Genomic DNA, 24,345 nt, shown 5'->3' on the forward strand with positions numbered 1-24,345 from the left:
GCGGGCCGGTGCACGCCTGCCGGCCTGATCCTTTTCAGGCCGCGCTGACCGGCACCTGCACCGCCCAGTGGAACTGGTTCCGCGGCCCTTTGAAGATCAGTGCGACGAGCAGGTGCGAACTTCGCAGCCCTGCTCCGTCGGGGACGTTGCCGAAGAACGTGATGCGCATCGGCCCACCGGTGGCGCGGGTGTGCACCGCGGTGGGGCGCTCCGCCCAGAAATCGCCGTCCTGCGCTGCCGGGCCGAGGGCGAGCGCGGAGAGCCAGTCATAACGGTCGGGCAGGTCGCCGGGGTCGCCCCAGCCGTTGCCCTCGCCGCCGTACAGCGCGTACACCGCCCGGTTGTGCCGCCTGTCGATGACGACGATCAGGTACTGGCTGTCTTCCGGGACCTGGGGCGGCGCGGCGACGTCGATCCGGCCGACAAAGGCCCGCTCGCCCTCGACGGCCGCCGTGTTGACGGTGCCGGTGAGGCCGAGCGCCGCCGCGTCGGCGTCGAAGTGCGCGCGGTCCGTCAGCCGGATGGTCGCGTTCGGGCGCAGCTCCTGCGGCCCGTACGGCGGCCGGTCGCGGAGCACGGTCCGGCCGAGCCAGGCGGCGGAGAACACCAGCAGCAGGGCCGTGGTGACGGCGAGCAGGCGGGTGGACCTGCCGGGCACGGCGGCCAACCAGATCAGGACGCCGATGAGCATGATGCCGAACCCCAGGACGGTGCCGACGGTGGCGGTCGCCAGCGCGGTCTGCCCGCCCAGCTCGGCTTGCACGTTGTCGAGCTGGCGCAGCAGGCAGTGCACGGCGAGCACCAGACCGACCGCGGTCACCGCCGCGGTGGCATGTGCGCGGGCCGCCAGGTCCACCGCACGGTCCGTGTCGACGAGCGGGCGGCGGCGCCAGACGTGCTGCACCGTCGCGGTGACGAACACGCACGTGAGCAGCGCTCCGATGCCCCAGCCGACGATCTCCCCGGGGTGCCCGACGCCGGCCCACAGCGCCAGGGCGGTGGAGACCGGTGCGACGGCGGCGACGATGCCGGGCGTCCGGCGCAGCCAGGCCGGCACGGTCATGGGTTCCCCGGCCGGTGTCGCGGTGCCCGCCGCCAGCTCGGCCCAGGATGCGCCGAGCAGCCAGCCCACCAGCACCGGCATGGTCTCGATGGCGAAACGCTGCTCGGGCAGGAGCCAGATCAGCGGGACCGCGCAGCCGAGGAACACGGTGAAGGCCCGGTGCCGCCGGGTCAGCCGCAGGTAGCGCTCGACGGACGCGGCCCGTTCCGGGGTGAGGTCCAGCCCGTGCCGGGTCGCGAACCGTCTGATCCGCGGTGGCCCGACCTGCTCGTGGGCGGCGACCACCAGCGCGATGATCACCACGGCCGCGATGATGAGCAACGGATACTCGGACACGCCTGTTCCTCCGCCCCGTCAGGTGGGCAGACTCTAACCACCGGCCGCCATCGCGGCTGCCCCGTCAGCGGGCCGTGATGCGGTGCGGGGCCAGGCGTTCCAGGAAGGCCCGGTTGGCCTCCCAGCCGTCGACCTGCGGCGGATCCGTGCCGAGCCAGACCGGCTCCGCCGCCGGGTACGCGTGCAGCTGCTCTTCGACCCCGGCCCGGCTCACCACGACGCACGCCTGCCGGTGCCGGGAGGCCAGCACGCACAGCCGTCCCGCCTCCAGGTGGAAGGCGCTGGCGTCGCGCCGCCCGCTCAGCGGATGCCAGGCCAGCACCACCTCGTACTGCCGCCCCTGCAGCCGGTTGGCCGTGTCGACGGTGACCCCGGTGACTCCCCGGCGCTGCAACGCGGCTTCCACGTGCGCCTTCTGGTCCCGGTGCACCACCCCGACGGCCACGTCGGCCCGGCTGAGCGGTCGCGGCCCGGACGGGTCCACCGTGGACACATCCGCGGTGACGAGCTGATGCACCAGGTCGGCCAGCGTCGCGACCAGGGCCGGGTCGGTACGCGGCACGTGCGCGGCGGGCAGTTCCAGCAGGGCCCAGCCGTGCTCGGCGGCGTGTGCCAGTGCGGGGTGCGCGAGGCTGGCCAGTTCGAGCCGCCGGTCGGTCGGCGCGGCTCCGGCGGTGAACGCGCGGGTGTAGAACGCGTCGGAGATCACCGGCGCGGTGTGCGGGGCGAGTCGCCAGCTCACCGGCAGCGGGATGACGGGGGTGTCCGGGTGGTGGCGCAGCAGCGTGCCCGCCGCGGTGTCCAGCGGCCAGGTGGCGAGCGAGCGCACCGAGTGCTCGTCGGCGACGGTGAACGGGGCGAGCTGCCCCGGGTCGCCGACCAGCAGCAGCCGGTCGAACAGGTGCCCGACGCGCACCAGCGCCGCCGCCGACATCTGGTACGCCTCGTCGATGACGCCCAGCGGCCAGGTCCGCTCGTCGGCCTTGACGAAGGCCCACTTCGCGGCGGTGCCCACGATGACGTCGCAGCCGCCCAGCTCGCCGAGCTTGGTACCGGTGCGCACCTTGGTCCGCGGCCAGCCGGTCGGTGGTGTCCATTCCTGGCCGTGCAGGCGGCCGGTGGACAGTCCGGCCCCGGCCAGCGCGATCACCAGGTCGTCGGCCTGGTCGTTGGTCTGCACCACGATAGGCACGTGCTCACCCACGGCCACCAGGCGTTTCGCGAGTTCCCGGACCAGCGTGGACTTGCCCGCGCCGGGCGGCGAGTCGACGACGACGGCCCGGTCGGTGCCGCGTACCCGGTCCCAGACCTCCTCGATGGCGGCCTCATGCCGTGCTCCGGCGCTGCTCACAGTGCTCCTCGCGGCTCACCCGGGGCAGCCGTGCCGCCTGCGGGGACGCCGTCGCCCGGATCGGCACGCGGCCCGGGGACGCGGCCCGGCGTGCCACCGAGGTCGACGGCTGCGGCAGCCGGGGCGGCGGGTGCGAGGTCGGTGTCCAGGTCGTCGTCCTGCTCCGGTTCGGGTGCGGGCTTCGGGCGCGACGACCGGGTGGGCCAGGGCAGCTCGTCGGGCAGGTTGTCGGGGAAGTACTGCAACGGGCCGAACGGGGCCAGCACCACCTCGGCGTCGGTGTCGGGCAGCAGGTTCAGCTTGGGCCGGGTCACCGCGCCGCTGGTCACCATCAGTTCGACGGTGTCGTCGGTGGATCCGCGCACCACCATGCCGACCTTGCCCCACCACAGCTCGGTGCCCGCGGGCCGGTCGAACGCGGCCGCGGTGCGCACCCACAGCAGGGGCCGCAGCACCGAGCGGCCGCCGGAGTTGACGACCGTGTGCTCGGGGTCGCGCTTGAAAACGACCCCGGCGACGGCTTCGCCGGTGGCCAGGTAACGGGCCATGACCAGCGGATCGTCCAGCGCCATCTGCCGTTCCAGGGCGGCCGTGCGGGTCTCCAGCTCGTGCAGGAAGCGGTATGCGGGCACGTCGGACAGCCGCGCGCTGAACGACACCGTGCCCGCGAGCACCCGTTCCCGGTGCCGGGTCCACGACCAGCGGTCGGACTCCCAGCGTTTGGCCACGTGCTCGCCGGGCGGCAGCATCCGCACCAGGTCGATCGCCGCCCAGGTGTCGCGCCAGGCCCCGTCGAGCACCTCGGCGGCGGCCAGTTTGAGCCGCCGTACGTCGCCCTGCTGCTTGGCCCGTTCCAGGGCCGGGCGCAGCACGACCTGGTCCCAGGACGGGTCGCTGGCGGGCCCGGCCGGCGGCATCGCCTCGGCGTCGCGCGCGGCCTGCCAGGCGTCGGCTCCGGCGGGCGGCTCGATCCAGGCCAGCAGCCGGCCCAGGTGCCCGTCCTCGGTGGGCAGCTGGCCGGTGCGCCAGTGCGCGGTGAGCAGGTCGGTTGCGGTGAGCAGCACGCTGGAGCCGGGCAGGTGGCGGCGTGAGGCGATCCAGCCCAGGTGCGCCCCGGCGGCGGCGAGCACCGGGTCGTCGAGGGTGCGCAGGTACTGCCCGAGCAGGCCGACCCAGTGCGCGGTGGCCTCGTTGGGCACGACCAGCTGCGGGGCGTCCACGCAGCAGTGGTCCACCTCCAGTTCGCGGCCGCTGCCGGTGGCCCGCACCACGGGCTCGGTGACCGTGTAGCGGCTCAGGTAGGTGGCCAGGTCGCGGGCCAGGCCGCCGAGCGCGGCGAAGCGCAGCGCCCGGTCCCGTGGCTCGGCCACGGTGAGCAGCTTGGGGGAGTCGCGGAAGGAGCCGTAACGGATCGCGACCGGCGCGGACGGCTCCCCGGCCAGGTGGTAGCCGGTCAGCAGCCAGGGTCGCGGGGACAAATGCCGGTGGGCGCGGGAGGCCGCAGGCACGGCACGGGCCCGGGACAGCGCCAGCAGCCGCTGGTAGACGTCGAGGCTCATCGGGCGCTCCCTCCGGCCGGGCCGGGGCCCGTGGCGACGCCGGAACCACCGACCGCCCAGCCGTACGCCGCCGCGGCGCGCGCCAGCTCGTCCGCGATGGCCTGCTCCGCCTCGCCGGACGGGGAGCGCTCGCCGTGGGCCAGGGCCAGCGCGTGCACGGCCGTGCCGACGGGGCCGCACAGGTTCGCCGCCGCCCCACCCGCGCGGGCGACCGTGCCGGTGCGTTCGGCGTCCTGGCGGCAGTGCGTGTACATCGGACAGCTCGGGCAGCCGTCGCCGAACCGCGCGTCGACCGCGGCCAGCGCGTTGACCAGCGCTTGTCCACCCAGGTCGGGAAGGCGCAGCCGGGCCGGCAGATCGACGGCGTCGAGCCGGTCCAGTGACCAGCCCAGGCGGCGTACCTGTGGCGCGACGTCGAGCAGGGTGCCGACCGGGGCGAGGCCGAAGTTGCGCGGCAGCACCAGCAGGCAGCGGCTGCTGACGCGCTCCGGCACGGGTGCGGCCTGCCGCAGCGCGGCCACGACCACGGCCAGCTCGCGGGCGGTGCCGGCGACCTTGGCCGGGTCGGCGTGACCGTCCAGGCAGGCGTACGACCTGATCTCGACCGGGTGCAGCAGCGTGCCGTCACCGGCCAGCACGATCCGCTCGGGGGTGACCGGCAGGTCGCGCAGGCGCAGCTTCGGCTCGCGCCACACCCACAGGCCCGCGCCGACCGGCAGCTCCGACGTCTCGACGGCGGCCTCGCAGTCGATGCCGAGGTGCCGTCCGACCAGCTCGGGCAGCCGGGCCGTGGCCAGGTGCGTGAAGGTCCCGTCCCGCTCCCGGGCGTACGGGCTCTGCCCGCCCGGCGGCGCGCCGATGGCCTCGGCCAGCAGCCCGAGATCGACCTGCGCCGCGTCCAGGGCCTGCCGGCGACGGCAGCCGGGCGCGTCGAGCAGCCCGGCTATCCGTCGCGGGTCCAAGCCAGCACCTCCAAGTGCGTGCCTCCCAGCTGGGCGAGGTCAGTCGTTGGCGTGCAGTGCCGCGTTGAGCACGATGCCGGTGCCGCTGCGCGGCCGGGCCTCCACCGCGCCGGTCACCGAGTTGCGCAGGAACAGCACGTTGGACGCGCCGGACAGGGTCAGCGCCTTCACCACCTCGCCGGTGGCGACCAGGGTGACCTTGGTGCCCGCGGTGACGTAGCAGCCGGCCTCGACCACGCAGTCGTCACCGAGCGAGATGCCGATGCCGGCGTTCGCGCCGACCAGGCTGCGCTGCCCGACGCTGATGGTCTCCTTGCCGCCGCCGGACAGGGTGCCCATGATGGACGCGCCCGCGCCGATGTCGGAGCCCTCGCCGACGACGACGCCCGCGGAGATGCTGCCCTCGACCATGGAGGTGCCCAGCGTGCCGGCGTTGAAGTTGACGAAGCCCTTCTGCATGACCGTGGTGCCGGAGGCCAGGTGCGCGCCGAGGCGCACCCGGTCGGCGTCGGCGATGCGCACGCCCGGCGGCACGACGTAGTCGGTCATGCGGGGGAACTTGTCCACGCCGTACACGGCGAGGTGGCGGCCGGCGGCGCGCTCGATCAGGCGCAGCTCGTCGACGCGGTCCGGCGGGCAGACGCCCGCGGAGGTCCAGGCGTTGTTCGGCAGCAGCCCGAAGATGCCGTCGAGGTTGGCCTGATGCGGCTGGATGAGCCGGTTGGAGAGCAGGTGCAGGCGCAGGTACGCGTCGGCGGTGTCGCGCGGCGGCTCGGCCAGCGTGGGGATGACCGTGTGCACCCGCGCGATCCGCAGGCCGGGCAGGGCGGGCTCGGCGCCCTTGAGGTCGAGCGCGGAGATGCCGCAGATGTCGAGGCCGAGCTGGCCGGTGGGATACCACACCTCCAGCGTCTGGTCGCCGCTGACGGTGGCGAGACCGAAGCCCCAGGCGGGCCGGTCGGAACGTGTGCTGCTCACGGTGTCTACGCTACCGGTATGCCGAACCCGCTGACGCCGCAGGTGCTCGCCGATCCCATCGCGTCGACCCGTGCGCTGGTCGACATCGAGTCCGTCTCCGGCAACGAGCAGGAGATCGCCGACGCGGTGCAGGAGGTTCTCGAAGCGTGCGCCCACCTGCACGTGGAACGTATCGGGCACACCGTGATCGCGCGCACCGAGCTGGGCCGCGACCAGCGGGTCGTCCTGGCGGGACACCTGGACACGGTGCCGCTGGCGGACAACTTCCCGTCCACGATGGACGACAAGATCATGTGGGGCTGCGGCACGTCGGACATGAAGAGCGGCACCGCCATCGCGCTGCACCTGGCGGTGACCTGTCCGGATCCCCGCTACGACGTCACGTACTTCTTCTACGAGTGTGAAGAGGTCGAGGCGGCCCGCAACGGCTTGAAGATCGTCGGTGACCAGCGGCCGGAGCTGCTGGAGGCCGATTTCGCCGTGCTGCTGGAGCCGACGTACGGCATCGTCGAGGCGGGCTGCCAGGGCACCATGCGGGCGAGGGTGCGCACCACCGGCGTACGGGCGCACGCGGCCCGCTCGTGGCTCGGCGACAACGCGATCCACAAGGCCGGCGAGGTGCTGCGGCGGCTGTCGGACTACCGGGCCCGCGAGGTCGAGATCGACGGCTGCCGGTATCGGGAGGGCCTGAACGCGGTGGCCGTCAGCGGGGGCGTGGCCGGCAACGTGATCCCGGACGCGTGCGAGGTCGAGGTGAACTTCCGCTTCGCCCCGGACCGCTCGGAGGAGCAGGCCGAGACGCATCTGCGCGAGGTGTTCGGCGGATACGAGATCGAGATCACGGACTCGGCGCCGGGCGCGCTGCCGGGCCTGTCGGCGCCGCCCGCGGCGGAGTTCCTGGCGCTGACCGGGGCGGTGCCCGCGGCGAAGCTGGGCTGGACGGACGTGGCGCGTTTCGCGGCGCTGGGCATCCCCGCGCTCAACTTCGGGCCGGGCGATCCCAACCTGGCGCACAAGCGCGACGAGCACGTGGAACTCGACAAGATCGAGGCGGGAGCGGATCTGCTGCGGCGCTGGCTGGCGAGCCCATAAGAAGCCCGTCGGAGCGGCCGCTCGGTGTACATCCGGAGCGAAGCGCAGGATGGACGACCGATTAAGGCCGCGGAGCGGGCTCTGCATGACAGAGCAGCGGGCTCCGCGTGACAGAGTCAGCGGGCCGCGGCAGGCTCCTCGACCGGCTCGAACTCCTTGGCGTCGACCACCATGGCGATGCGGCGGGCGTGCACGGTGGCGCGGATGCGCTGGCGCATCGCCTGCCTCTGGCGGAGCACCTCGCTGCGGGTCATCACATTCATCGCCTCCCTCGTCGTCGGCCTTATTCAATCCACCCGGTATGACAACCTTGACGCCACAGCATGGCGAAAAGTTGCGTAATCCGCTGGGAATTTGCTGCGGAACAGCGCGCCGCGTCGTCACGTAAACGATCGGGCCGGTCTACGGTGATGGCATGACGCAAAGCAACCATCGACCCGAGCGGCACCGGGGCCCGGTGACCCTGCGCCGTGACGCGCTGTCCTCGGGCACCGCGGACCAGGCCCTGCTGGATTCGGCGGGGCGTCCGGATTGGAAGGTCCGCGACTCGTGGCGGACACTGCGCATCCTGAGTGAATTCGTCGAGGGGTTCGACACACTCAGTGAGCTTCCCCCTGCGGTGAGCGTGTTCGGCTCCGCCCGCAGCGTGGCGGACTCGCCCGAGTGCGAGATGGCGCAGCGGCTGGGCGCGGCGCTGGCCCGGGCGGGCTACGCCGTGATCACCGGTGGTGGGCCTGGCGTGATGGAGGCGGCCAACCGAGGGTGCACCGAGGCGGGCGGGCTCTCCGTGGGCCTGGGCATCGAGCTGCCGTTCGAACAGGGCATGAACGAGTGGGTCGACATGGGCATCGACTTCCGCTACTTCTTCGTCCGCAAGACCATGTTCGTGAAGTACGCCCAGGCCTTCGTGGTGCTGCCCGGCGGCATGGGCACCATGGACGAGCTGTTCGAGGCGCTCACCCTGGTGCAGACGGAGAAGGTCACCCGGTTCCCGGTGGTGATGATGGGTACGGCCTACTGGAGCGGCCTGCTGTCCTGGATGCGCGACACCATGCTGGCCAACGGCAAGATCAATGAGGTGGACCTCGACCTCATCCTGTGCACCGACGACGTGGACGAGGCGGTCAACCACATCATGCACGCCGACAAGGCCCTCACCGCCGAACAGCAGGCGCTGCGCGGCGGCGGGCGCCTCGTCGACTAGCCCTACACCCGTTCGCTGAGGCGGTCGGCGGCGCGGTGCAGGCGGGTGTTGAGCTCCGCCTTGTGTTCGAGGATCTCCAGGTCGATCTCGGCACGGCGCTTGCGCAGCACCGCCTCCCGCTCGGCGTACTCAGACTCGATGTCGTGGTTGAGGTCGCGTTCGGCGACCGCGAGCTGGGCGCTGACCAGCTTGTCGTACGTGGTGGAGCCGCCGACGAACTTGACCAGGATCGGCATGCAGTCGACCAGGATGAAGAAGATCCGCACGGCCCAGATGCCCACCGCCAGCACGCCGCTGGAGTCGGCCAGATCGTGCAGCGCGCCGAGCCGCTCCAGCAGGCCGATCTTCCCCTGGTGGCTGCGCTCCTCGGCGACCCGGGCCTCGATCTTCGTCTCGCGCTCGGCTTCGAAGGCGGCGTGCGAGGTGCGCGCCGCCGACTCCAGTTCCGAGATCTGGGTACGCAGGTTCACCAGCTTCACACCGTTGGCGTCGATCTGGCGGGTCCGCTTGAACGCGTCCGCCTCGGCGCGCAGCCGGCGGCAGTTGGGGCCGACACCGCGCTGACCGGTCAGGCCGTCGCCGGAGTCGCCGACGCACTCGCGCCGGGCCATGTCGTTGATGGCGCGCAACTGGACCGAGTCCGCGTCGATGGTCTTGGCCAGCGCGTCCGCGTCGGCGCGGCGGACGGTCAGCTCGCGCAGCGTCGCCACCGGGGACTGGTCGAAGTTGAAGGTCTCGGTCGCCTTGCAGTCGGCGGGTGCGACCGGCTCGGTGGAGCCCGGCACCGGGTTGCAGGTCTTGAGCCGCCCGCCGAGCTGCGCCAGCGCCTCGGTGCGCTGGTCGGCGACGTGCTGGATGACCGCGGTCTCGAAGATGCGCAGCACCAGCGGCTCCGCGATGACCACTCCGAAGAAGAACGCCATCAGCACCCGCATCGCCAGCACGGGCACCCGGCGGAACCAGCCCTCGCCGAGTCGGCTGGAGACCAGCCAGCGGTCCACGTTCAGGATGAACAGGAACCAGACCAGCACCGGGAACACGGCCAGCCAGCTCGACGCGCCCATCGCCTGGGTGATCGCGAAGTACATGGAGATGGCGGCGATGGTCGCGGTGCCCAGCACCACGCCGCCGAGCGAGGTGTACCAGGCGCGCTCCTGCGGCACCCGGTCCAGTAGCCGCTCGTCGACGCCGGCCAGCACCCGCAACCGCCGCCCGAGCTGCGGTCGCGGCAGCCGCCGTCGCGGCGGGCCGGGCTCGGCAGGTGGGGCGGGCTTCTCGGGTGCGGACGGCCGTGCCTCGGCCGACGGCGGCGACGAGGGTTCGGCCGGTGCGGGTGCCGGCGCGTGCGCGGCCGCGGGCGGTAGCGGCACCGTGTCGTCCGGATCGGAGGGACGAGCGTGGCGGCCCGGTGGGTCGGCTTCCGGCTGCGCTGGGGGTTCCGAGGGGTACACGCCGAGCTCCCTGTCGCTGAGGTTGCGGTCCATCTTCCCGTCAACACACGCCTGTGTCTGTCGGGTGGTTGCCGGGGTCCGCCCCTAAGTGCGCCGTCGCCCATCAGGGATCGACACAGGTCTTCGCAAGGAATTGCGTTGAGAGCGCAACAACCTAATGGCTACTTGTATTTGCCGGGCCAGCGTTACGAAAAGATTACGCAGAACCTTGTGGTGGGCGACACAGGGAATCTAAAGTCACCTACACCTCCTGGCGTCCGCTCCGCCTCGAGCGTCTCAGGCGTTCCATCGTTCCTCCGTTCCCTCCAGAAACGAGTCTTCGATGTCACGGAGCATCACAGGAGCTGCGGCGAGGTACCGCCGGCCCCGGCGGTGGGCCCCGATGGCGGTCGCCTCGGCCACCGTCGCGGCCGTCGGTCTCAGCCTCGTCGGCAGCGCCGGCACGGCACAAGCCAGCACCACCAGCGCCGCGCCCGTGGTGACGCGCGCCGCGCTCGACCCGGCGCTCGTCGCGGGCCGGGGCGCCGGCGTCGACTTCCTCGAGCAGGAAGCCGAGAACGCGGCGACCAACGGCACCCTCATCGGCCCGGACCGCGCGGCGTACTCGCTGCCCGCGGAGGCCTCCGGCCGCAAGGCGGTCAAGCTGACCGGCGGCCAGTACGTGGAGTTCACGCTGCCGGCCGCGGCGAACGCGATCACCGTTCGCTACAGCATCCCGGACGCGCCGAACGGCGGCGGCATCACCGCGCCGCTCAACGTCACCGTGAACGGCAAGAACAAGCAGGTCATGACCCTGACCTCCGAGTTCTCCTGGCTGTACAACCAGTACCCGTTCAGCAACGACCCCAACGCCGACCTGCTGCACGCGGACTGGTGGATCACCGAGTGCGCGTGCGTGCCGGCGTTCACCGAGCCGAAGCCGGTCATCACCAAGCCGTTCCGCCCCATGCACTTCTACGACGAGCAGCGCCTGCTGCTCGGCAAGACGTACCAGGCGGGCGACAAGGTGCGGCTCACCGTCCCCGCGGGCAGCAACGCCGCCTGGACCGTCATCGACCTGCTCGACTCCGAGCTGGTCGGCAAGCCGCACGTGCGGCTCGTCGCGTCCAACGTGCTGGCCTTCGGCGCGGACCCGACCGGCCGCCGCGAGTCGGCCGACGCGTTCGACCGGGCCATCGCGTTCGCGAAGAAGTGGCACCTCAAGGTGTACGTCCCGCCGGGCGTCTACCAGGTCAACCGGCACATCATCGTCGACGACGTGACGATCGAGGGCGCCGGCAACTGGTACACGGTCATCAAGGGCAAGGAGGTCGCGCTCAGCGAGCCGGCCGAGGACGGCTCGGTGCACACCGGCGTCGGCTTCTACGGCAGGTACGCCGAGGACGGCGGCAGCAGCAACGTGCACCTGTCCGGCTTCACCATCGAGGGCGACGTGCGCGAGCGCATCGACACCGACCAGGTGAACGGCATCGGCGGCGCGCTGAGCGACTCGACGATCAAGGGCCTCTACATCCGCCACACGAAGGTGGGCGCGTGGTTCGACGGCCCGATGGACAACATCAAGGTCACCGACAACATCATCGTGGACCAGATGGCCGACGCGCTGAACTTCCGCAAGGGCGTCACGAACTCGCTGGTGGCGAACAACTTCATCCGCAACACCGGTGACGACGGCCTGGCCATGTGGTCCGACGGGGTGGCCGACGCGAACAACGTGTACGACCACAACACCGTGCAGACCCCGACCCTGGCCAACGGGATCGCGATCTACGGCGGCACGAACAACACGGTGTCGAACAACCTCATCGCCGACCCGATCCGGGAGGGCTCCGGCCTGCACGCCGGTTCCCGCTTCGGCGCGACGGCGTTCGACGGCTACCTGAAGTTCACGAACAACAGCGTGGTCCGGGCCGGCACGTACGAGCTGAACTGGAACATCGGCCTCGGTGCGATCTGGATCTACGCGCTGGACAAGACCATCGACGCGGACATCCAGGTGACCGGGGACCACTACCTCGACAGCACCTACAACGCGATCATGATGGTCAGCGAGTGGGGCGTGAAGGACCTGGTCCAGATCCGCGGCGTCAAGTTCAAGGACCTGCGGATCGACGGCACCGGCACCTCGGTGCTCAGCGGCCGGGTCGAGGGCGGCGCGTCGTTCGAGAACGTGGACGCCCGCAACGTCGGCGCGGTCGGCATCAACAACTGCGGCTCGTTCCACTTCACCCCGGCCGGTTCCGAGTTCGTGGTGACCGACCTGGGCGGCAACGACGGCGGCGGCACCACCGGCCCCTGGATGGCCTCCTGGGAGCTGCCCAACACCATCACCTGCGACGACCGACCGCCGGTCGTCGCGCCCCCGGCGCCGTCCCCCTGGTGACGACGCGCCACAGCCAGACCGGATGAGGCACGGGCGGGCGTTCGAGTGCACAGACACCGGGCGCCCGACCGGAAATCCGGTACCCGCTCCGGGCGGGATCCGAGCGAACTGCTCGGATCCCGCCCGGAGCCGCTTCGCGGAGCCTGCGACCGGCGTGACCCCGACACCGCGGCGGGTCAGGAACAGTGCCAGAGCACAGCCTGCTGCAGCGGGCCGCGGGTGGCGTCGTCGACGTTGCCGACGATGGTCCTGCCGTCGTCGCTCACCGACGTCGCGAAGTTCGTGCCGTACTTCTCGTCGAACGGGAACACGTCCGGCAGCCGCAGGGTGGTGACGCCGTCGGTGAGGACCGCGTGATCGTCCTCCGACATGCCGACGACCCAGCCGTACGGGTTGACGCCGTCGGACGACTCCAGGCCGGGCAGGACCTGGGCCCGGCCGGTGTTCAGGTCCCAGCGCACGCCCACGACCAGGCCCTGGTCCGAGGACGCGTAGCCGACGACCCACCCGTTGCTGATCGCGCGCGCGTCGTAATAGTCGAACACGTGACCGGGCAGGGTGGGCGCTTCCAGCACGCGGCCGGGGCCCTTGGCAGGCCAGACGTACGCCACGCGCTCGCGGGCCGGATTCTGCCCGTTGCGCTGCACGGTGCCGGAACCCGCCTCCCCCACGTAGCCGACCACCGTGCCGTCGCCGTCCACGTCGTACGCCATCGCGCGGACGTAGCCCTTCGGCACCGCCAGCGGGACCGGCTGCTCGCCACGGGACGGCCAGCGCAGCGCCGCCGACTCGTCCGGCCGGCCGCCCACGATCACGCCGTGATCGTTGATCGCGCGCACGTCGGCAGGGCCGCCGGGCAGCGGTGACGACTTCCCGCCGGACACGACGACGCCGTGCGGCCCGTCGTCGGCCCAGACGTTGCCGACGGCCACGCCGTGGGAGTTGACGTCGTGGAGGCTGTCGTCGCCACCAGGCTTGCCGATCTTCGTCGCCACGCCCTCGTGCCAGAGGACCGGCTGCGTGCCGCCCCGGTAGGTGCGGTAGGTGGCGTACCTGCCGGTGGGGTCGACCGCGTGCGCGTAGCTCTGCCCGCCGTCGGGCACCGGCAGCGCCTCGCCGGTGCACGAGCTGGGCAGGGCCGCGGTGGTGGTGCGGTCGTACGCCGGTGCCGGGGCGCTGCTCGGTGCGGTGGTGGCGCTCGGCCCACCCGTGGCGGCCGCCACGGGTGGGGCCGAACGGCTGATCACCGCGGGCACGGCGGCCACCGCCAGCCCGGCGGCCATTGCGACCGCGGTGACGGCCGCCCGCTGGGCGCGCCGCCGCTTCGTGCCGGTGGCCACCGCGGCGGCGATGTCCACCCGCGACGGAGCTTCCGGGTGCTCGTCCAGCGGCAGCAGGATCCGCCGGGCAAGCTCGTCATCGGTCATGTTCACGCTCTCCTCGATAGGGCAGGTGTGGGTAGGAACGCCTCGTCGCCGAGGTGGCGGCGCAGCGCGGCCAGGCCGTGCGAGGTCTGGCTCTTGACCGTGCCGGCGGTGCAGCCGAGCAGCTCGGCCACCTCGTCGACCGGCAGGTCGCAGAGGAACCGCAGCACCAGGACGGCGCGCTGGCGGGGCGGCACCTTCGCCAGTGCCGCCCGCAGCACCAGCCGCAGATCGGTGTTCGGCTCGGGCTGCCGGGCCTCGTCCGGGGTCTTGCCGAACAGCCGGACCTTCGCCCAGGACAGCCGCCGCTCGTCCAGGAACTCGCGGACGAGCATGGTGCGCACGTAGCGGTCGAGGCGTTCGATCTCGCGCGTGCGGTGCCAGCGCACGTAGAGCTTGGTGATCGCCTGCTGAACCAGGTCGTCGGCCCGGTGCGCGTCGCCGCAGAGCAGGAACGCCGTGCGGCGCAGCGGCGCCAGCTGTCCCGTGACGAAGTCGACGTACTCGGCGTCGCGTTGGAGGTGCTGTGCTGATGCCATCGCCCGCCCCGTGATCGGTGTTTGCCCTAGGACGGGTCCGGGACAGAGGCAGGTTGTATGGCATTTCTGAGTTTTCTGCCGGGAGTCCGGATGCCCGCGGCGCCACATCCGGCTCGCCTGCTGCCGCGGTGTCGCCCGCACGTGCTGGAATGTTCGGCGTGAGCAGCGGCGTTCAGCGGGACTGGCGGCTGGTTCGGGGCAGCGGCCCCGACCGGCCGTCGTTGCGTGCCGACGCCGCGCAGCAGCGGGTGATCGCGCACGAGTCGGGCCCGCTGCTGGTGCGCGGCGGACCGGGCACGGGAAAGACGACGACCCTGGTCGAGGCGGTCGCCCGGCGGGTCGCCGACGGCGTCGACCCGCAGCGCATCCTGGTGCTGACGTTCGGCCGGCGCGGATCGCAGTCGCTGCGCCGGCGCATCGAGGCCCGCATCGCCCGCGGTGTCGGGCACGAACCGCTGGTCAGGACCTTCCCGGCGTACGCCTTCGGGCTGCTGCGCCGGTCGGCGGCGCTGCTGGGCGACCCGTCCCCGCGCCTGCTCTCCGGTCCCGAGCAGGACCTCGTCATCCGTGAGCTGCTGCCCGGCGAGGACGCCGGCTGGCCGGACCGGCTGCTGCCCGCGCTGAACACCCGCGCGTTCGCCGAGCAGCTGCGCGACCTGCTGCTGCGGGCCGCCGAGCGCGGCATCGGCCCCGCCGACCCGCTGTGGCAGCGGCGCGACGACTGGCAGGCCGCCGCGCGTTTCCTGCACGAGTACGAGCAGACGATGGCGCTGCGCGACGCCTCCACCCGCGGCTCGGCCGGCTACGACCACGCCGAGCTGGTCCGGGCCGCCACCGCCATGCTGCGCCGCGACCCCGAGCTGCTGGCCGCGGAGCGCTCCCGGCTGTCCGCGGTCTACGTCGACGAGCTGGCCGACACCGACCCGGCGCAGGTGGAGCTGCTGCAGCTGATCGCCGGTGGGCTGCCGCTGACCGCCTTCGCCGACCCCGACTCCTCGACGTACGCCTTCCGCGGCGCCGACCCGCAGATCGTGCGGACCTTCGGCGAGCTGTTCCCCGGCACGGCCCAGGTGGTGCTGGCCACCACGCACCGGGCCGCGCCCGCGGTCCGCGCCGCGACCGCCCGCATCGCCCGCCGCCTGCCCGGCCACCTGCCGGTGGTGCCCACACCGCGCCAGGAGCAGTCCACGCCGGGTGCCGCCGAGCCTGCTGACGATCCGGATGTCGGTGTCGAGGTGGTGGCGCTGCGCAGCCGGGTCAGCGAGGCCGCGTTCGTGGCGCACCGGCTGCGGCGGGCGCACCTGGTCGACGGGGTGCCGTTCTCGCGCATGGCGGTCATCATGCGTTCCACGAACGCGCAGCTGCCCGCCTATGAGCGCGCGTTGCGGCAGGCAGGTGTGCCGACGAAGGTGCTGGCCGAGGACCTGCCACTGCACCAGCAACCGGCAGTGAAGCCGCTGCTCACGCTGCTGCGCTGTGCGCTGCGGCCGGAGCTGCTCACCGAGGAGTCGGCGGTCGCGCTACTGCACTCGCCACTGGGCGGGGCCGACCCGATGGCCGAGCGTCGGCTGCGCCAGGGTCTGCGGGCGCTCGCGGTGGCCGGCGGCGACACCCGCGGGTCCGGTGAGCTGCTGGTGGAGGCGCTGCGCGACCCGGCCGAGCTGGCCGCGCTGGACCGGCGCTGGGCCTCGCCCGCGACCCGGATCGCCATGCTGCTGGCCACCGCGCGGGAGACGGCGGGCCGTCCGCGCGCCACCGCGGAGGAGGTGCTGTGGTCGGTCTGGCGGGCCAGCGGTCTGGCCGAGCGCTGGGCCTCCGTCGCCACCGCGCCCGCGATGGGCCTGGACCAGCAGCGCCGCGCGGAGGCCGCGGACCGGGACCTCGACGCGATCATGGTGTTGTTCGACGCCGCGGCGCGGTTCACCGACCGGTTGCCGGGCGCGCGCATCGACACGTTCCTCGAACACGTCGCCGACCAGCAGCTGCCCGCCGACTCGCTGGCCGCCAGCGGCGACCGGGGCGAGGCGGTGCGGCTGCTCACCGCGCACGCGGCCAAGGGGCTGGAGTGGGACGTGGTGGTGGTGGCCGGGGTGCAGGAGGGCGTCTGGCCCGACCTGCGGCTGCGCGGCAGCCTGCTCGGCTCGGAGCAGCTCGTCGACGAGGTGGCGCAGCGCGCCCAGCCCGGTGCGAAGGCGCAGCGGGTTGCGCAGACCGCCGCCCTGCTCACCGAGGAGCGGCGGCTGTTCTACGTAGCGGCGACCCGGGCCCGGCGGCGGCTGGTGGTGACCGCGGTGGACTCCGGCGCGGTCGGCGGCGCCGACGGCGAGGACCGGCCCAGCCGCTTCCTGTTCGAACTCGCCCCGCCGGTCAAGGTGGACGAGGACGAGGTGGAGAAGCTGGAGCTGGCCCGGCCGCCGCGGGCGCTGACGCTGTCCGCGCTCGTCGCCGAGCTGCGTTCCGCCGTCACCGGCCCGGACCCGGTCCGGCGGCACGCGGCCGCCCGCGAGCTGGCCCGGCTGGCCGCCGCCGGGGTGCCCGGTGCGCACCCCGACACCTGGTGGGGCCTGCCGGAGCTGTCCGACGACGGCCCGCTGCACGGTCCGGACGAGCCGGTGCGGGTGACCCCGTCGACCATGGAGAGCGCGCTGCGCTGCGGGCTGCGCTGGCTGCTGGAACGGCACGGCGGCGCGGCGGCTTCGACGGCCGCGCAGGGCGTGGGCAACCTGGTGCACGCCGCGGCGATGCTCGCCGACGAGGCGATGAGCGACCCGGCGGTGCTGGTGGAGTACGTCGCGGCGCGTTTCGACGCGATCGAGCTGGCCGCGGCCTGGCTGGCCGGGCGGGAGAAGGACCGGTCGGCGGAGATGCTGGGCAAGCTGACCCGCTGGCTGGCCGAGAACCCGCGGCGGCTGGTCGCGATCGAGCGCGAGTTCACCGTGCGGCTGGATGCCGAGCCGCCGATCGACCTGGTCGGCCGGGTGGACCGGCTGGAGGTCGACGACCAGGGCCGGCTCGTGGTCATCGATCTGAAGACGGGCAAGACGACCACCGCCACCCGCGAGGAGCTGCCCGAGCACCCGCAGCTGGGGGCGTATCAGGTGGCGGTCGAGGCGGGCGGGTTCCCGGAGGGCGACGAGTCCGGCGGGGCCGCGCTCGTGCAGCTGGGCACCACCCACCGGGACGCCAAGGAGCAGGTGCAGGACGCGATCGGGGAGACCGCCGACCCGCAGTGGGCGCACGCCATGGTGCACCGCACCGCGGCCACCATGGCCGCCTCCACCTTCGTCGCGAAGATCAACGACAAGTGCCGGGTCTGCCCGGTGAAGAGCAGCTGCCCCGTCTCCGGCAAGGGCCGCCAGGTGGTCGAGCCGTGAGCGGGCGAACCATGCGTGTGGTCTCCGCCGAGCGCGGCGAGGTGCGGCCGTGAGCGAATTGGTCGGTAGGCCCGTGGTGGAGGAGGGGCCGCGGTGGACGCCGGAGGAGCTGGCGTCGCAGCTGGGGCTCAAGCCGCCCACCGCCGAGCAGGCCGCGGTGATCAGCGCCCCGGTCGCGCCGCTGCTGGTCGTCGCGGGCGCCGGTTCGGGCAAGACGGAGACCATGGCGGCCCGGGTGCTGTGGCTGGTCGCCAACCAGCACGTACGCCCGGAGCACGTGCTGGGGTTGACCTTCACCCGCAAGGCTGCGGGCGAGCTGGCGCACCGGGTGCGGGTGCGGCTGGGCCAGCTGCGCCGGCACGTCGGCACCCGGTTCACCGAGGGGCTCGACGGCGAGCCGACGATCGCCACGTACCACTCGTTCGCGGCGCGCATCGTCACCGAGCACGGCCTGCGCGCCGGGTACGAGCCCAGCACCCGGCTGCTCACCGAGGCGTCCTGCTGGCAGCTCGCGGACGAGGTGGTGCGCTCGTACACCGGGGACATGTCGGCGGTGGAGTCCGCTCCCAGCACGGTGGTGTCGGCGGTGCTGGCGCTCGCCGGCGAGCTGGCCGAGCATCTGGTCACCCCGGACAGCCTGGCCACCTGGACGGGCCGCTTCCACGCGAGCGTCGACGCGAAGCCGGGCCGGGTGATGGCCGACGTGCGCGACCTGCTGGCCCGCCAGCGTGCCCGGCTGCAGCTGCTGCCGCTGGTGCGCAGGTACGCCGAACGCAAGCAGCTGCTGGAGGCGATGGACTTCGGTGACCAGATGTCGCGCGCGGCACGGGTGGCCCGGGACCATCCCGAGGTCGGCGCGGCCGAGCGCGACCGCTTCCGGGTGGTGCTGCTCGACGAGTACCAGGACACCAGCCATGCCCAGGTGACGCTGTTGCGGGCGCTGTTCGCCGGGGACGTGGCGGTCGTCGAGGGCGGCGTGTCCGGGCAGGGGCACCCGGTGACCGCGGTCGGCGACCCGTGCCAGTCCATCTACGGCTGGCGTGGCGCGAGCGCGGGCACGCTGGACCGCTTCCCGGGCGAGTTCCCCGACCGGGACGGCGAGCCGGCCGCCCAGGCGCAGCTGGGGCGCAGTTTCCGCAACCGGTCGGAGATCCTGTCGGTGGCGAACGCGATCTCCGCGCCGCTGCGCGACCGGGGCGCCCGGGTCGTCTCGCTTACCTCCGGCAGCGACGCGCCGGGCATCGTGCAGTGCGCCCTGCTGGAGTCGTATCTGGACGAGGCGGAGTGGATCGCCGACCAGATCGTCACCGCGTGGCGCAGTGAGGCCGGCACGGTCGACGATCAGAACCCGGCGTTCATCCCCGTCGACCGGCGGCCCACCTCGGCGGTGCTGGTGCGGGTGCGCTCGCAGATCGCGCCGATCGAGGCGGCGCTGCGGGCCCGCGGCCTGCCGGTCGAGGTGGTCGGCCTGGGCGGCCTGCTGGACACGCCCGAGGTGCGCGACGTGGTGTGCACGTTGCGGGTGCTCAACGACCCGACGGACGGGGCGAGCCTGCTGCGGCTGCTCACCGGCGCGCGCTGGCGGATCGGGCCCCGTGACCTGGTGGCGCTGCACCGGCGGTCCCGGGCGCTGGCGCACGAGCGCCGTCCGGCCGGTGACGACGCGGACATCGTCACGGACCGGCTCGACGACGCGGCGCTGGCCGAGGCGCTGGAGGATCTCGGCGAGCCGGACCAGTACTCGCCCGCGGCGTACACCCGGCTGTCGGCGTACGCGAAAGAGCTGGCCGGGCTGCGTGCCCGCCTGGACCAGCCGGTGAGCGACCTGATCGCGGACATCGAGCGCACCGCGGGCCTCGACGTGGAGGTCGCGGTGCGGGCCGGGGACGCCGGGCTGGCCCGCGCGCACCTGGACACCCTGGGCGAGGTGGCGGCCCGGTTCGCGATCGAGACCGACGGCGCGCCGCTGGGCGCGTTCCTGTCCTACCTGTCCGCGGCCGAGGACGAGGAGCGCGGCCTGTCCCCGGGCGAGATCGACGTGGCGGAGGGCGCGGTGCAGATCCTCACCGCGCACGCGGCCAAGGGCCTGGAGTGGGACGTGGTCGCCGTGGCCGGGCTGACCAAGGACGTCTGGCCGGGCCCGAGCAAGGGCACCGACCACTTCCTCAAGGGCCTGGGCGTGCTGCCGTTCCCGCTGCGCGGCGACCGCGACGGCCTGCCCGCGCTGGCCGTGAAGAGCGCCGCCGACCAGAAGGAGCTGGGCCGCGCCGTCGCCGACTTCGAGCAGCAGTGGAAAGAGCACGACGCGCGCGAGGAGCGCCGCCTGGCGTACGTGGCGGTCACCCGTCCGCGGACCTGGCTGTTCGCCTCCGGCTACTGGTGGGGCGACAAGGTGCGCAAGCCGCGTGGCCCGTCCGCGCTGCTGGCGGAGATCGTCGAGGTGTGCCGGTCCGGTGAGGGCCACGTCGACGTGTGGACGCCCGAGCCCGAGCCGGACGCGGACAACCCGACCAGCGGCGAGGTCGTGACGACCTGGCCCAGTGATCCGCTGGGCGTGCGACGGCCCACCGTCGAGGCCGCGGCCGACCTGGTCCGGGCCATGCTCGACGAGCCGGGCGACGGGACGGCCGAGCACGACGAGGTGACCCGCCGCTGGCGGCAGGAGTCCGACCTGCTGCTGATCGAGCGGGACGAGCAGGCCCGCCGGGCGAACCGGGCCGAGGTGCTGCTGCCCGCGCACCTGTCGGTGTCGCAGCTGGTGGCTCTGCGCAAGGATCCGGCCGCGCTGGCCCGGCGGCTGCGCCGGCCGCTGCCTGCCGCCCCGGATCCGTACGCCCGCCGGGGCACCATGTTCCACCACTGGCTGGAGCAGCGCTACGGTGCCGACCAGCTGCTCGACCTGGACGACCTGCCCGGCGCCGCCGACGAGGACGCCGCGCCCGACGAGGCGCTGGGCGAGCTGAAGGACCGGTTCGAGCAGAGTGTCTGGGCCGACCGGGTGCCGGTCGAGGTGGAGACGCCGTTCGTGGTGGAGCTGGGCGGGACCGTCGTTCGTGGACGGATGGACGCGGTGTTCCGCGACGACGCCGGCGGCTACGAGGTGGTCGACTGGAAGACCGGCCGGGTGCCCGCCGGCGCGACGGCCACCGCGGCCGCGGTGCAGCTGGCGGCATACCGGCTGGCCTGGGCGGCGCTGGCGGGCGTGCCGGTGGCCAAGGTCAGCGCCGCGTTCCACTACGTACGCGACAACCTGACCGTGCGTCCCGCCGACCTGCTCGACGAGGCCGGGCTGACGGCGCTGCTGACCTCGCTGCCGACGCAGGACGCCGACTAGGCCGCGGGCCGCCGGGTCGCCCCGGCGGTTCGGCCCGCGAACTCATCCGTTTCGGCGGCGGTTCAGCCGAATCGCTGTAGAGACCAGTCTGGAAACCGACTGCGTGATGTCGCACGCAACGGGCATTGTGTGAGCGGACACACGCATTCCTGGGGAGGCGCGCCGTGGAGTCATCAGTCCGGGAACTACTCCTGGTGATGCTCCTTGCGCTGATGGGTGTCGGGGTCGCCGGTGCCGTGGTGCTCGCGCCGTGGCATGCGGCGCAGGCCGGTATCGTCGTGGAGGTGCATCCGCCGGCCCCGCCTATGGCCGGTTGACGATGATTGTTGTGAACGCCTCGATACCCGCCGGAGTGCGCCCGATGTCTGGTCCGAAGTCCCTGGTCACGGCTGCTGTCTCGGCTGCCGTGCTGCTGCTGGGCGCGCCCGCGGCCGCGGCCGAGCCGGACGTGGTGCGCGGTATGCAGTGGCAGCTCACCGGTCTCGAACTGGCCGCGGCACATCAACGTGCGACCGGCACCGGCGTGCTCGTCGCGGTGCTGGACTCGGGTGTGGACCGATCCCATCCGGACCTGGTCGGCCAGGTGCTCGGTGGGCCGGATGGCGCATCGAACACCGATGTGGACGGTCGCGGCACCGGGCTGGCCGGACTCATCGCAGGTCACGGCCATGTTCCGGCGGTGCCTGCCGGTGCCGTGCGACCGACGCCGTCCGTCTCGGCCGGCTGGCCCGCGCCGAGCGCGAGCGCCGCCGCGGTGACCGACCCCCGCACGGCGGGCGTGCTCGGGGTGGCACCGGGTGCGCAGATCCTGCCGATCGCGTTCGCGCCCGCGCCCAGCGCGACCGGCGACCCGGACGCGCTGGCCGGCGCGATCGACCGGGCCGTGCTCGGCGGCGCGAAGGTCGTCTGCATCGGCCGGGGCGTCGTGCCCAGCAGCCGGCTGCAGGCGTCGGTCGACGCGGCCGTGGCGCGCGGCGTGCTGATCGTCGCGGCGGACGCGGACCGGGCGGGCCGCCCGTTCACGCCCTGGCCGGCCTCGTACAACGGGGTGCTCAACGCGATCCCGGCGGACCGCTCGGGCCAGGTGCCCGTCGCACCGCTGAGTGGGCGTACCACCGGCATCACCGTGCCCGGCGTCGACCTGATCACGACCGGGTTGGGCGGCGGCTACCGGATGGACGGCGGGTCCAGCGCAGCGGCGGTGCTGGCGGGCGCGGCGGCGGTGGTCTGGTCGGCATACCCGCAGGCCACGGCCGCACAGGTGCTGCAGCGGCTGCGGACGACCGCGACGGACGCCGGTGCGCCGGGCGCGGACAGCCGTTTCGGCGCGGGCATGCTCAATCTGACCGCGGCCCTGGCCGCGAACCTGCCGCAGGAGGCCGCGCCGAGCGTCTCGCCGAGCCCTGCGGCGTCCAGTCCGGCCGCGTCACCGAGCGGATCGCCCCGGCCGGTGGCGCTCGCCGACAGCCGGGACTGGCGGCGCTGGCTGGTCGCGCTGCCGCTGCTGCTGTTCCTGGCCGCCCTCACGGTGTGGTCGGTCCGGTCGGCCCGGACGCGGCGAGAACAGGCCGTCTGACCGCGCCCACGTGGCGGGACCGGGACCGGATCGGCTGCGGGCCGGATTAACAGATCGTTGCTGAAGGTGGCGTCCCGCGCCCTGCGGGCGGATGCCGCTGGCATGTGTAGGCTGTATATCCTATCGTGCCGGTAGGTTATATGGACTTTCGGCTGACCTCCCCGCGTCCACCGGGCGGGTGACGCCTAACTTGATCAGCGACACGGAGGAGGTACGGCCATGGGCATCGCGGTGGTGGTCGGTGGTGGCTGCAGTGGCGTGCTCGCCACCCGTGAGCTGCTGCGGACCGGCTGGCACGTGGTGCTGGTCGATCCCGGCGCGCGCCCCGGCCGCGGGCTGGCCTACAGCACCGCCGCCCCGTGGCATCTGCTCAACTCGCCCGCCGCCGCGATGAGCGCCGACCCCGACCGGCCCGACGACTTCCTGCGCTGGTGCCGGCAGCGCGACCCGCGCACCGCGCCCACCGACTTCGTGCCGCGCAGCTGGTACGGCGACTACCTGACCGAGGTGCTGCGGACGGCCGACGAGACCGCGCAGGGACGGCTCACCGTGCAACGCGGCCGGGTGGCGCGCATCTTCGAACCGTCCGGCGGCCCGCTGACCGTGCTGCTCACCGACGACGTGGTGATCCCCGCCGACCGGGTGGTGCTCGCGCTGGGCCACCCCGCCCCGTCCACCCCGGCCCGGCTGGACGCCGCCGTGGCCCGCTCGGGGGCGTACGTGGCCGACCCGTGGCGGCCCGGCGCGCTGGCGGACCTGCCGGAGGGCCCGGTCCTGCTCATCGGCACCGGGCTGACCGCCGTCGACGTGGCGCTGACCCTCGCGAACGCGGGCCGACGCGACCTCACCGCAGTGTCCCGGCACGGGCTGCTGCCCCAGTCGCACCGCAGGCCCCCGGCTGCCGCCGCGGCGCACCCGGCGCAGGCTGCGGCAGTCGCGGTGACCACGCCCGGGGGACCGGCGGCGGCCGCACAGGCAGCGCCCGCGCAGGTCACGGCGGTGCAGGTGCAGGCGGTTACGGCGGCGGCGCTGCCTGAGCTGCTGGCCGCGGCTTCGGTGGCGGGGCTGCTGCGGTCGCTGCGGCGGCTGGCCGCCGACACCGGGGACTGGCGGGCCGTGCTGGACGCGCTGCGGCCGCACTGGGACGCGCTGTGGCAGAGCCTGCCCGAGCCGGGCCAGCGCCGCTTCCTGCGGCACCTGGCGCGCTACTGGGAGGTGCACCGGCACCGGATGGCGCCCGACGTCGCGGACAGCATCGGCGCGCTGCGCGAGAGCGGCGCGCTGCGGGTGCGCGCGGCCGAGCTGTGCGGCATCGAGGCCGCCGACGAGGGGGTACGCGTGGTGCTGCGCGAGCGGCACGGCGGCGCGATCACCGCTCCCACGTTCGCCGCGGTGGTCAACTGCACCGGGCCGGGCCGCATCGTCGAGTCGGACCCGCTGGTCCGCGCGCTGGTCGCGGAGGGCATGGCCCGGCCGGGCCCGTACCGTCTGGGACTGGACACCGACCCGCACGGCGCGCTGCGGCGCCGCGACGGCTCGGCGCATCCGGCGCTGTGGACGCTCGGCCCGACCCGGCGTGGCGTGCTCTGGGAGACCACCGCCGCGCCCGAGATCAGGACGCAGGCCCGGGCGCTGGCCGTCGCGCTGGGCGACGCGGGGCGCGACCGTACGCCGATCGCCGAGTGCGTGGAGTCCTAGGGCAACGGCGGCTGTGGGCGA

At 73.5% G+C, this 24,345-nt stretch carries 17 protein-coding genes; 8 read left to right on the forward strand and 9 right to left on the reverse strand.

The window, feature by feature from the left end:
• Positions 1–34: 34 nt before the first annotated feature.
• From FLL47_RS21135 to FLL47_RS21155, 5 genes are all read right to left on the reverse strand, one after another.
• A complete protein-coding gene (locus FLL47_RS21135) occupies positions 35–1,399 on the reverse strand; it encodes a hypothetical protein (protein WP_144122258.1) in 1,365 nt (454 codons plus the stop codon).
• Between the two features lie 64 nt (positions 1,400–1,463).
• Positions 1,464–2,750, reverse strand: a complete 1,287-nt coding sequence (locus FLL47_RS21140) for an AAA family ATPase (protein WP_144122259.1) — start codon at positions 2,748–2,750, stop codon at positions 1,464–1,466.
• A complete protein-coding gene (locus FLL47_RS21145; protein ID WP_144122260.1) occupies positions 2,747–4,309 on the reverse strand; it encodes a hypothetical protein in 1,563 nt (520 codons plus the stop codon). The genes FLL47_RS21140 and FLL47_RS21145 overlap by 4 nt, the downstream gene beginning before the upstream one ends.
• Positions 4,306–5,271: a hypothetical protein gene (locus tag FLL47_RS21150; protein ID WP_144122261.1), complete on the reverse strand. Its 966-nt coding sequence runs from the start codon at positions 5,269–5,271 to the stop codon at positions 4,306–4,308. The genes FLL47_RS21145 and FLL47_RS21150 overlap by 4 nt, the downstream gene beginning before the upstream one ends.
• Positions 5,272–5,310: 39 nt before the next feature.
• Positions 5,311–6,249 carry a DapH/DapD/GlmU-related protein gene (locus tag FLL47_RS21155; RefSeq protein ID WP_144122262.1) on the reverse strand — a complete coding sequence of 313 codons (939 nt, stop codon included), beginning with the start codon at positions 6,247–6,249 and terminating at the stop codon, positions 5,311–5,313.
• Between the two features lie 18 nt (positions 6,250–6,267).
• Here FLL47_RS21155 and dapE point away from each other — a divergent pair, with 18 nt between their 5' ends.
• Complete coding sequence (gene dapE, locus FLL47_RS21160; RefSeq protein WP_144122263.1) at positions 6,268–7,341, forward strand: succinyl-diaminopimelate desuccinylase; 1,074 nt, start codon at positions 6,268–6,270, stop codon at positions 7,339–7,341.
• Positions 7,342–7,457: 116 nt separating this feature from the next.
• On the opposite strand, the gene FLL47_RS43020 is transcribed toward dapE, so the two are convergent.
• On the reverse strand, positions 7,458–7,604 hold the full coding sequence (locus tag FLL47_RS43020; protein WP_155388920.1) for a hypothetical protein: 147 nt from the start codon (positions 7,602–7,604) through the stop codon (positions 7,458–7,460).
• Positions 7,605–7,756: 152 nt separating this feature from the next.
• Between FLL47_RS43020 and FLL47_RS21165 the strand changes: the two genes are divergently transcribed.
• On the forward strand, positions 7,757–8,545 hold the full coding sequence (locus tag FLL47_RS21165) for an LOG family protein (RefSeq protein ID WP_144122264.1): 789 nt from the start codon (positions 7,757–7,759) through the stop codon (positions 8,543–8,545).
• A 2-nt stretch (positions 8,546–8,547) separates the two neighbouring features.
• Here the strand turns inward: FLL47_RS21165 and FLL47_RS21170 are convergent, their stop codons facing one another.
• Positions 8,548–9,996, reverse strand: a complete 1,449-nt coding sequence (locus FLL47_RS21170; RefSeq protein WP_144122265.1) for a DUF4407 domain-containing protein — start codon at positions 9,994–9,996, stop codon at positions 8,548–8,550.
• A gap of 382 nt (positions 9,997–10,378) precedes the next feature.
• Between FLL47_RS21170 and FLL47_RS21175 the strand changes: the two genes are divergently transcribed.
• Complete coding sequence (locus FLL47_RS21175; RefSeq protein WP_222106127.1) at positions 10,379–12,379, forward strand: glycosyl hydrolase family 28-related protein; 2,001 nt, start codon at positions 10,379–10,381, stop codon at positions 12,377–12,379.
• 176 nt (positions 12,380–12,555) lie between these two features.
• On the opposite strand, the gene FLL47_RS21180 is transcribed toward FLL47_RS21175, so the two are convergent.
• Positions 12,556–13,806, reverse strand: coding sequence for a hypothetical protein (locus tag FLL47_RS21180; protein ID WP_144122267.1), 1,251 nt, complete (start codon positions 13,804–13,806; stop codon positions 12,556–12,558).
• Between the two features lie 2 nt (positions 13,807–13,808).
• Positions 13,809–14,342 (reverse strand): SigE family RNA polymerase sigma factor, encoded by a 534-nt coding sequence (locus tag FLL47_RS21185; RefSeq protein WP_144122268.1) that lies wholly within the window; start codon positions 14,340–14,342, stop codon positions 13,809–13,811.
• Positions 14,343–14,491: 149 nt separating this feature from the next.
• Between FLL47_RS21185 and FLL47_RS21190 the strand changes: the two genes are divergently transcribed.
• From FLL47_RS21190 to FLL47_RS21210, 5 genes are all read left to right on the forward strand, one after another.
• On the forward strand, positions 14,492–17,716 hold the full coding sequence (locus tag FLL47_RS21190; protein ID WP_144122269.1) for an ATP-dependent helicase: 3,225 nt from the start codon (positions 14,492–14,494) through the stop codon (positions 17,714–17,716).
• Between the two features lie 49 nt (positions 17,717–17,765).
• The gene (locus FLL47_RS21195) at positions 17,766–21,050 is read left to right on the forward strand and encodes an ATP-dependent helicase (RefSeq protein ID WP_144122270.1); all 3,285 of its coding nucleotides are present in this window, start codon (positions 17,766–17,768) and stop codon (positions 21,048–21,050) included.
• A 164-nt stretch (positions 21,051–21,214) separates the two neighbouring features.
• Positions 21,215–21,367: a hypothetical protein gene (locus FLL47_RS21200; protein WP_186315827.1), complete on the forward strand. Its 153-nt coding sequence runs from the start codon at positions 21,215–21,217 to the stop codon at positions 21,365–21,367.
• Between the two features lie 44 nt (positions 21,368–21,411).
• A complete protein-coding gene (locus FLL47_RS21205; protein ID WP_186315818.1) occupies positions 21,412–22,626 on the forward strand; it encodes a S8 family serine peptidase in 1,215 nt (404 codons plus the stop codon).
• Between the two features lie 219 nt (positions 22,627–22,845).
• Complete coding sequence (locus FLL47_RS21210; protein WP_144122273.1) at positions 22,846–24,324, forward strand: FAD/NAD(P)-binding protein; 1,479 nt, start codon at positions 22,846–22,848, stop codon at positions 24,322–24,324.
• Positions 24,325–24,345: the final 21 nt, after the last annotated feature.

The organism is Catellatospora sichuanensis (genome assembly GCF_007483665.1).
GTDB classification, from domain to species: domain Bacteria; phylum Actinomycetota; class Actinomycetes; order Mycobacteriales; family Micromonosporaceae; genus Catellatospora; species Catellatospora sichuanensis.

What these genes read in the sequence shown, in the direction of transcription:
- FLL47_RS43020 (WP_155388920.1), bottom strand. Translation starts at nt 7,604, where the DNA reads ATGAATGTGATGACCCGCAGCGAGGTGCTCCGCCAGAGGCAGGCGATG.
- FLL47_RS21185 (WP_144122268.1), bottom strand. Translation starts at nt 14,342, where the DNA reads ATGGCATCAGCACAGCACCTCCAACGCGACGCCGAGTACGTCGACTTC.
- FLL47_RS21165 (WP_144122264.1), top strand. Translation starts at nt 7,757, where the DNA reads ATGACGCAAAGCAACCATCGACCCGAGCGGCACCGGGGCCCGGTGACC.
- FLL47_RS21180 (WP_144122267.1), bottom strand. Translation starts at nt 13,806, where the DNA reads ATGACCGATGACGAGCTTGCCCGGCGGATCCTGCTGCCGCTGGACGAG.
- FLL47_RS21210 (WP_144122273.1), top strand. Translation starts at nt 22,846, where the DNA reads ATGGGCATCGCGGTGGTGGTCGGTGGTGGCTGCAGTGGCGTGCTCGCC.
- dapE (WP_144122263.1), top strand. Translation starts at nt 6,268, where the DNA reads ATGCCGAACCCGCTGACGCCGCAGGTGCTCGCCGATCCCATCGCGTCG.
- FLL47_RS21175 (WP_222106127.1), top strand. Translation starts at nt 10,379, where the DNA reads ATGGCGGTCGCCTCGGCCACCGTCGCGGCCGTCGGTCTCAGCCTCGTC.
- FLL47_RS21190 (WP_144122269.1), top strand. Translation starts at nt 14,492, where the DNA reads ATGTTCGGCGTGAGCAGCGGCGTTCAGCGGGACTGGCGGCTGGTTCGG.
- FLL47_RS21205 (WP_186315818.1), top strand. Translation starts at nt 21,412, where the DNA reads ATGTCTGGTCCGAAGTCCCTGGTCACGGCTGCTGTCTCGGCTGCCGTG.
- FLL47_RS21145 (WP_144122260.1), bottom strand. Translation starts at nt 4,309, where the DNA reads ATGAGCCTCGACGTCTACCAGCGGCTGCTGGCGCTGTCCCGGGCCCGT.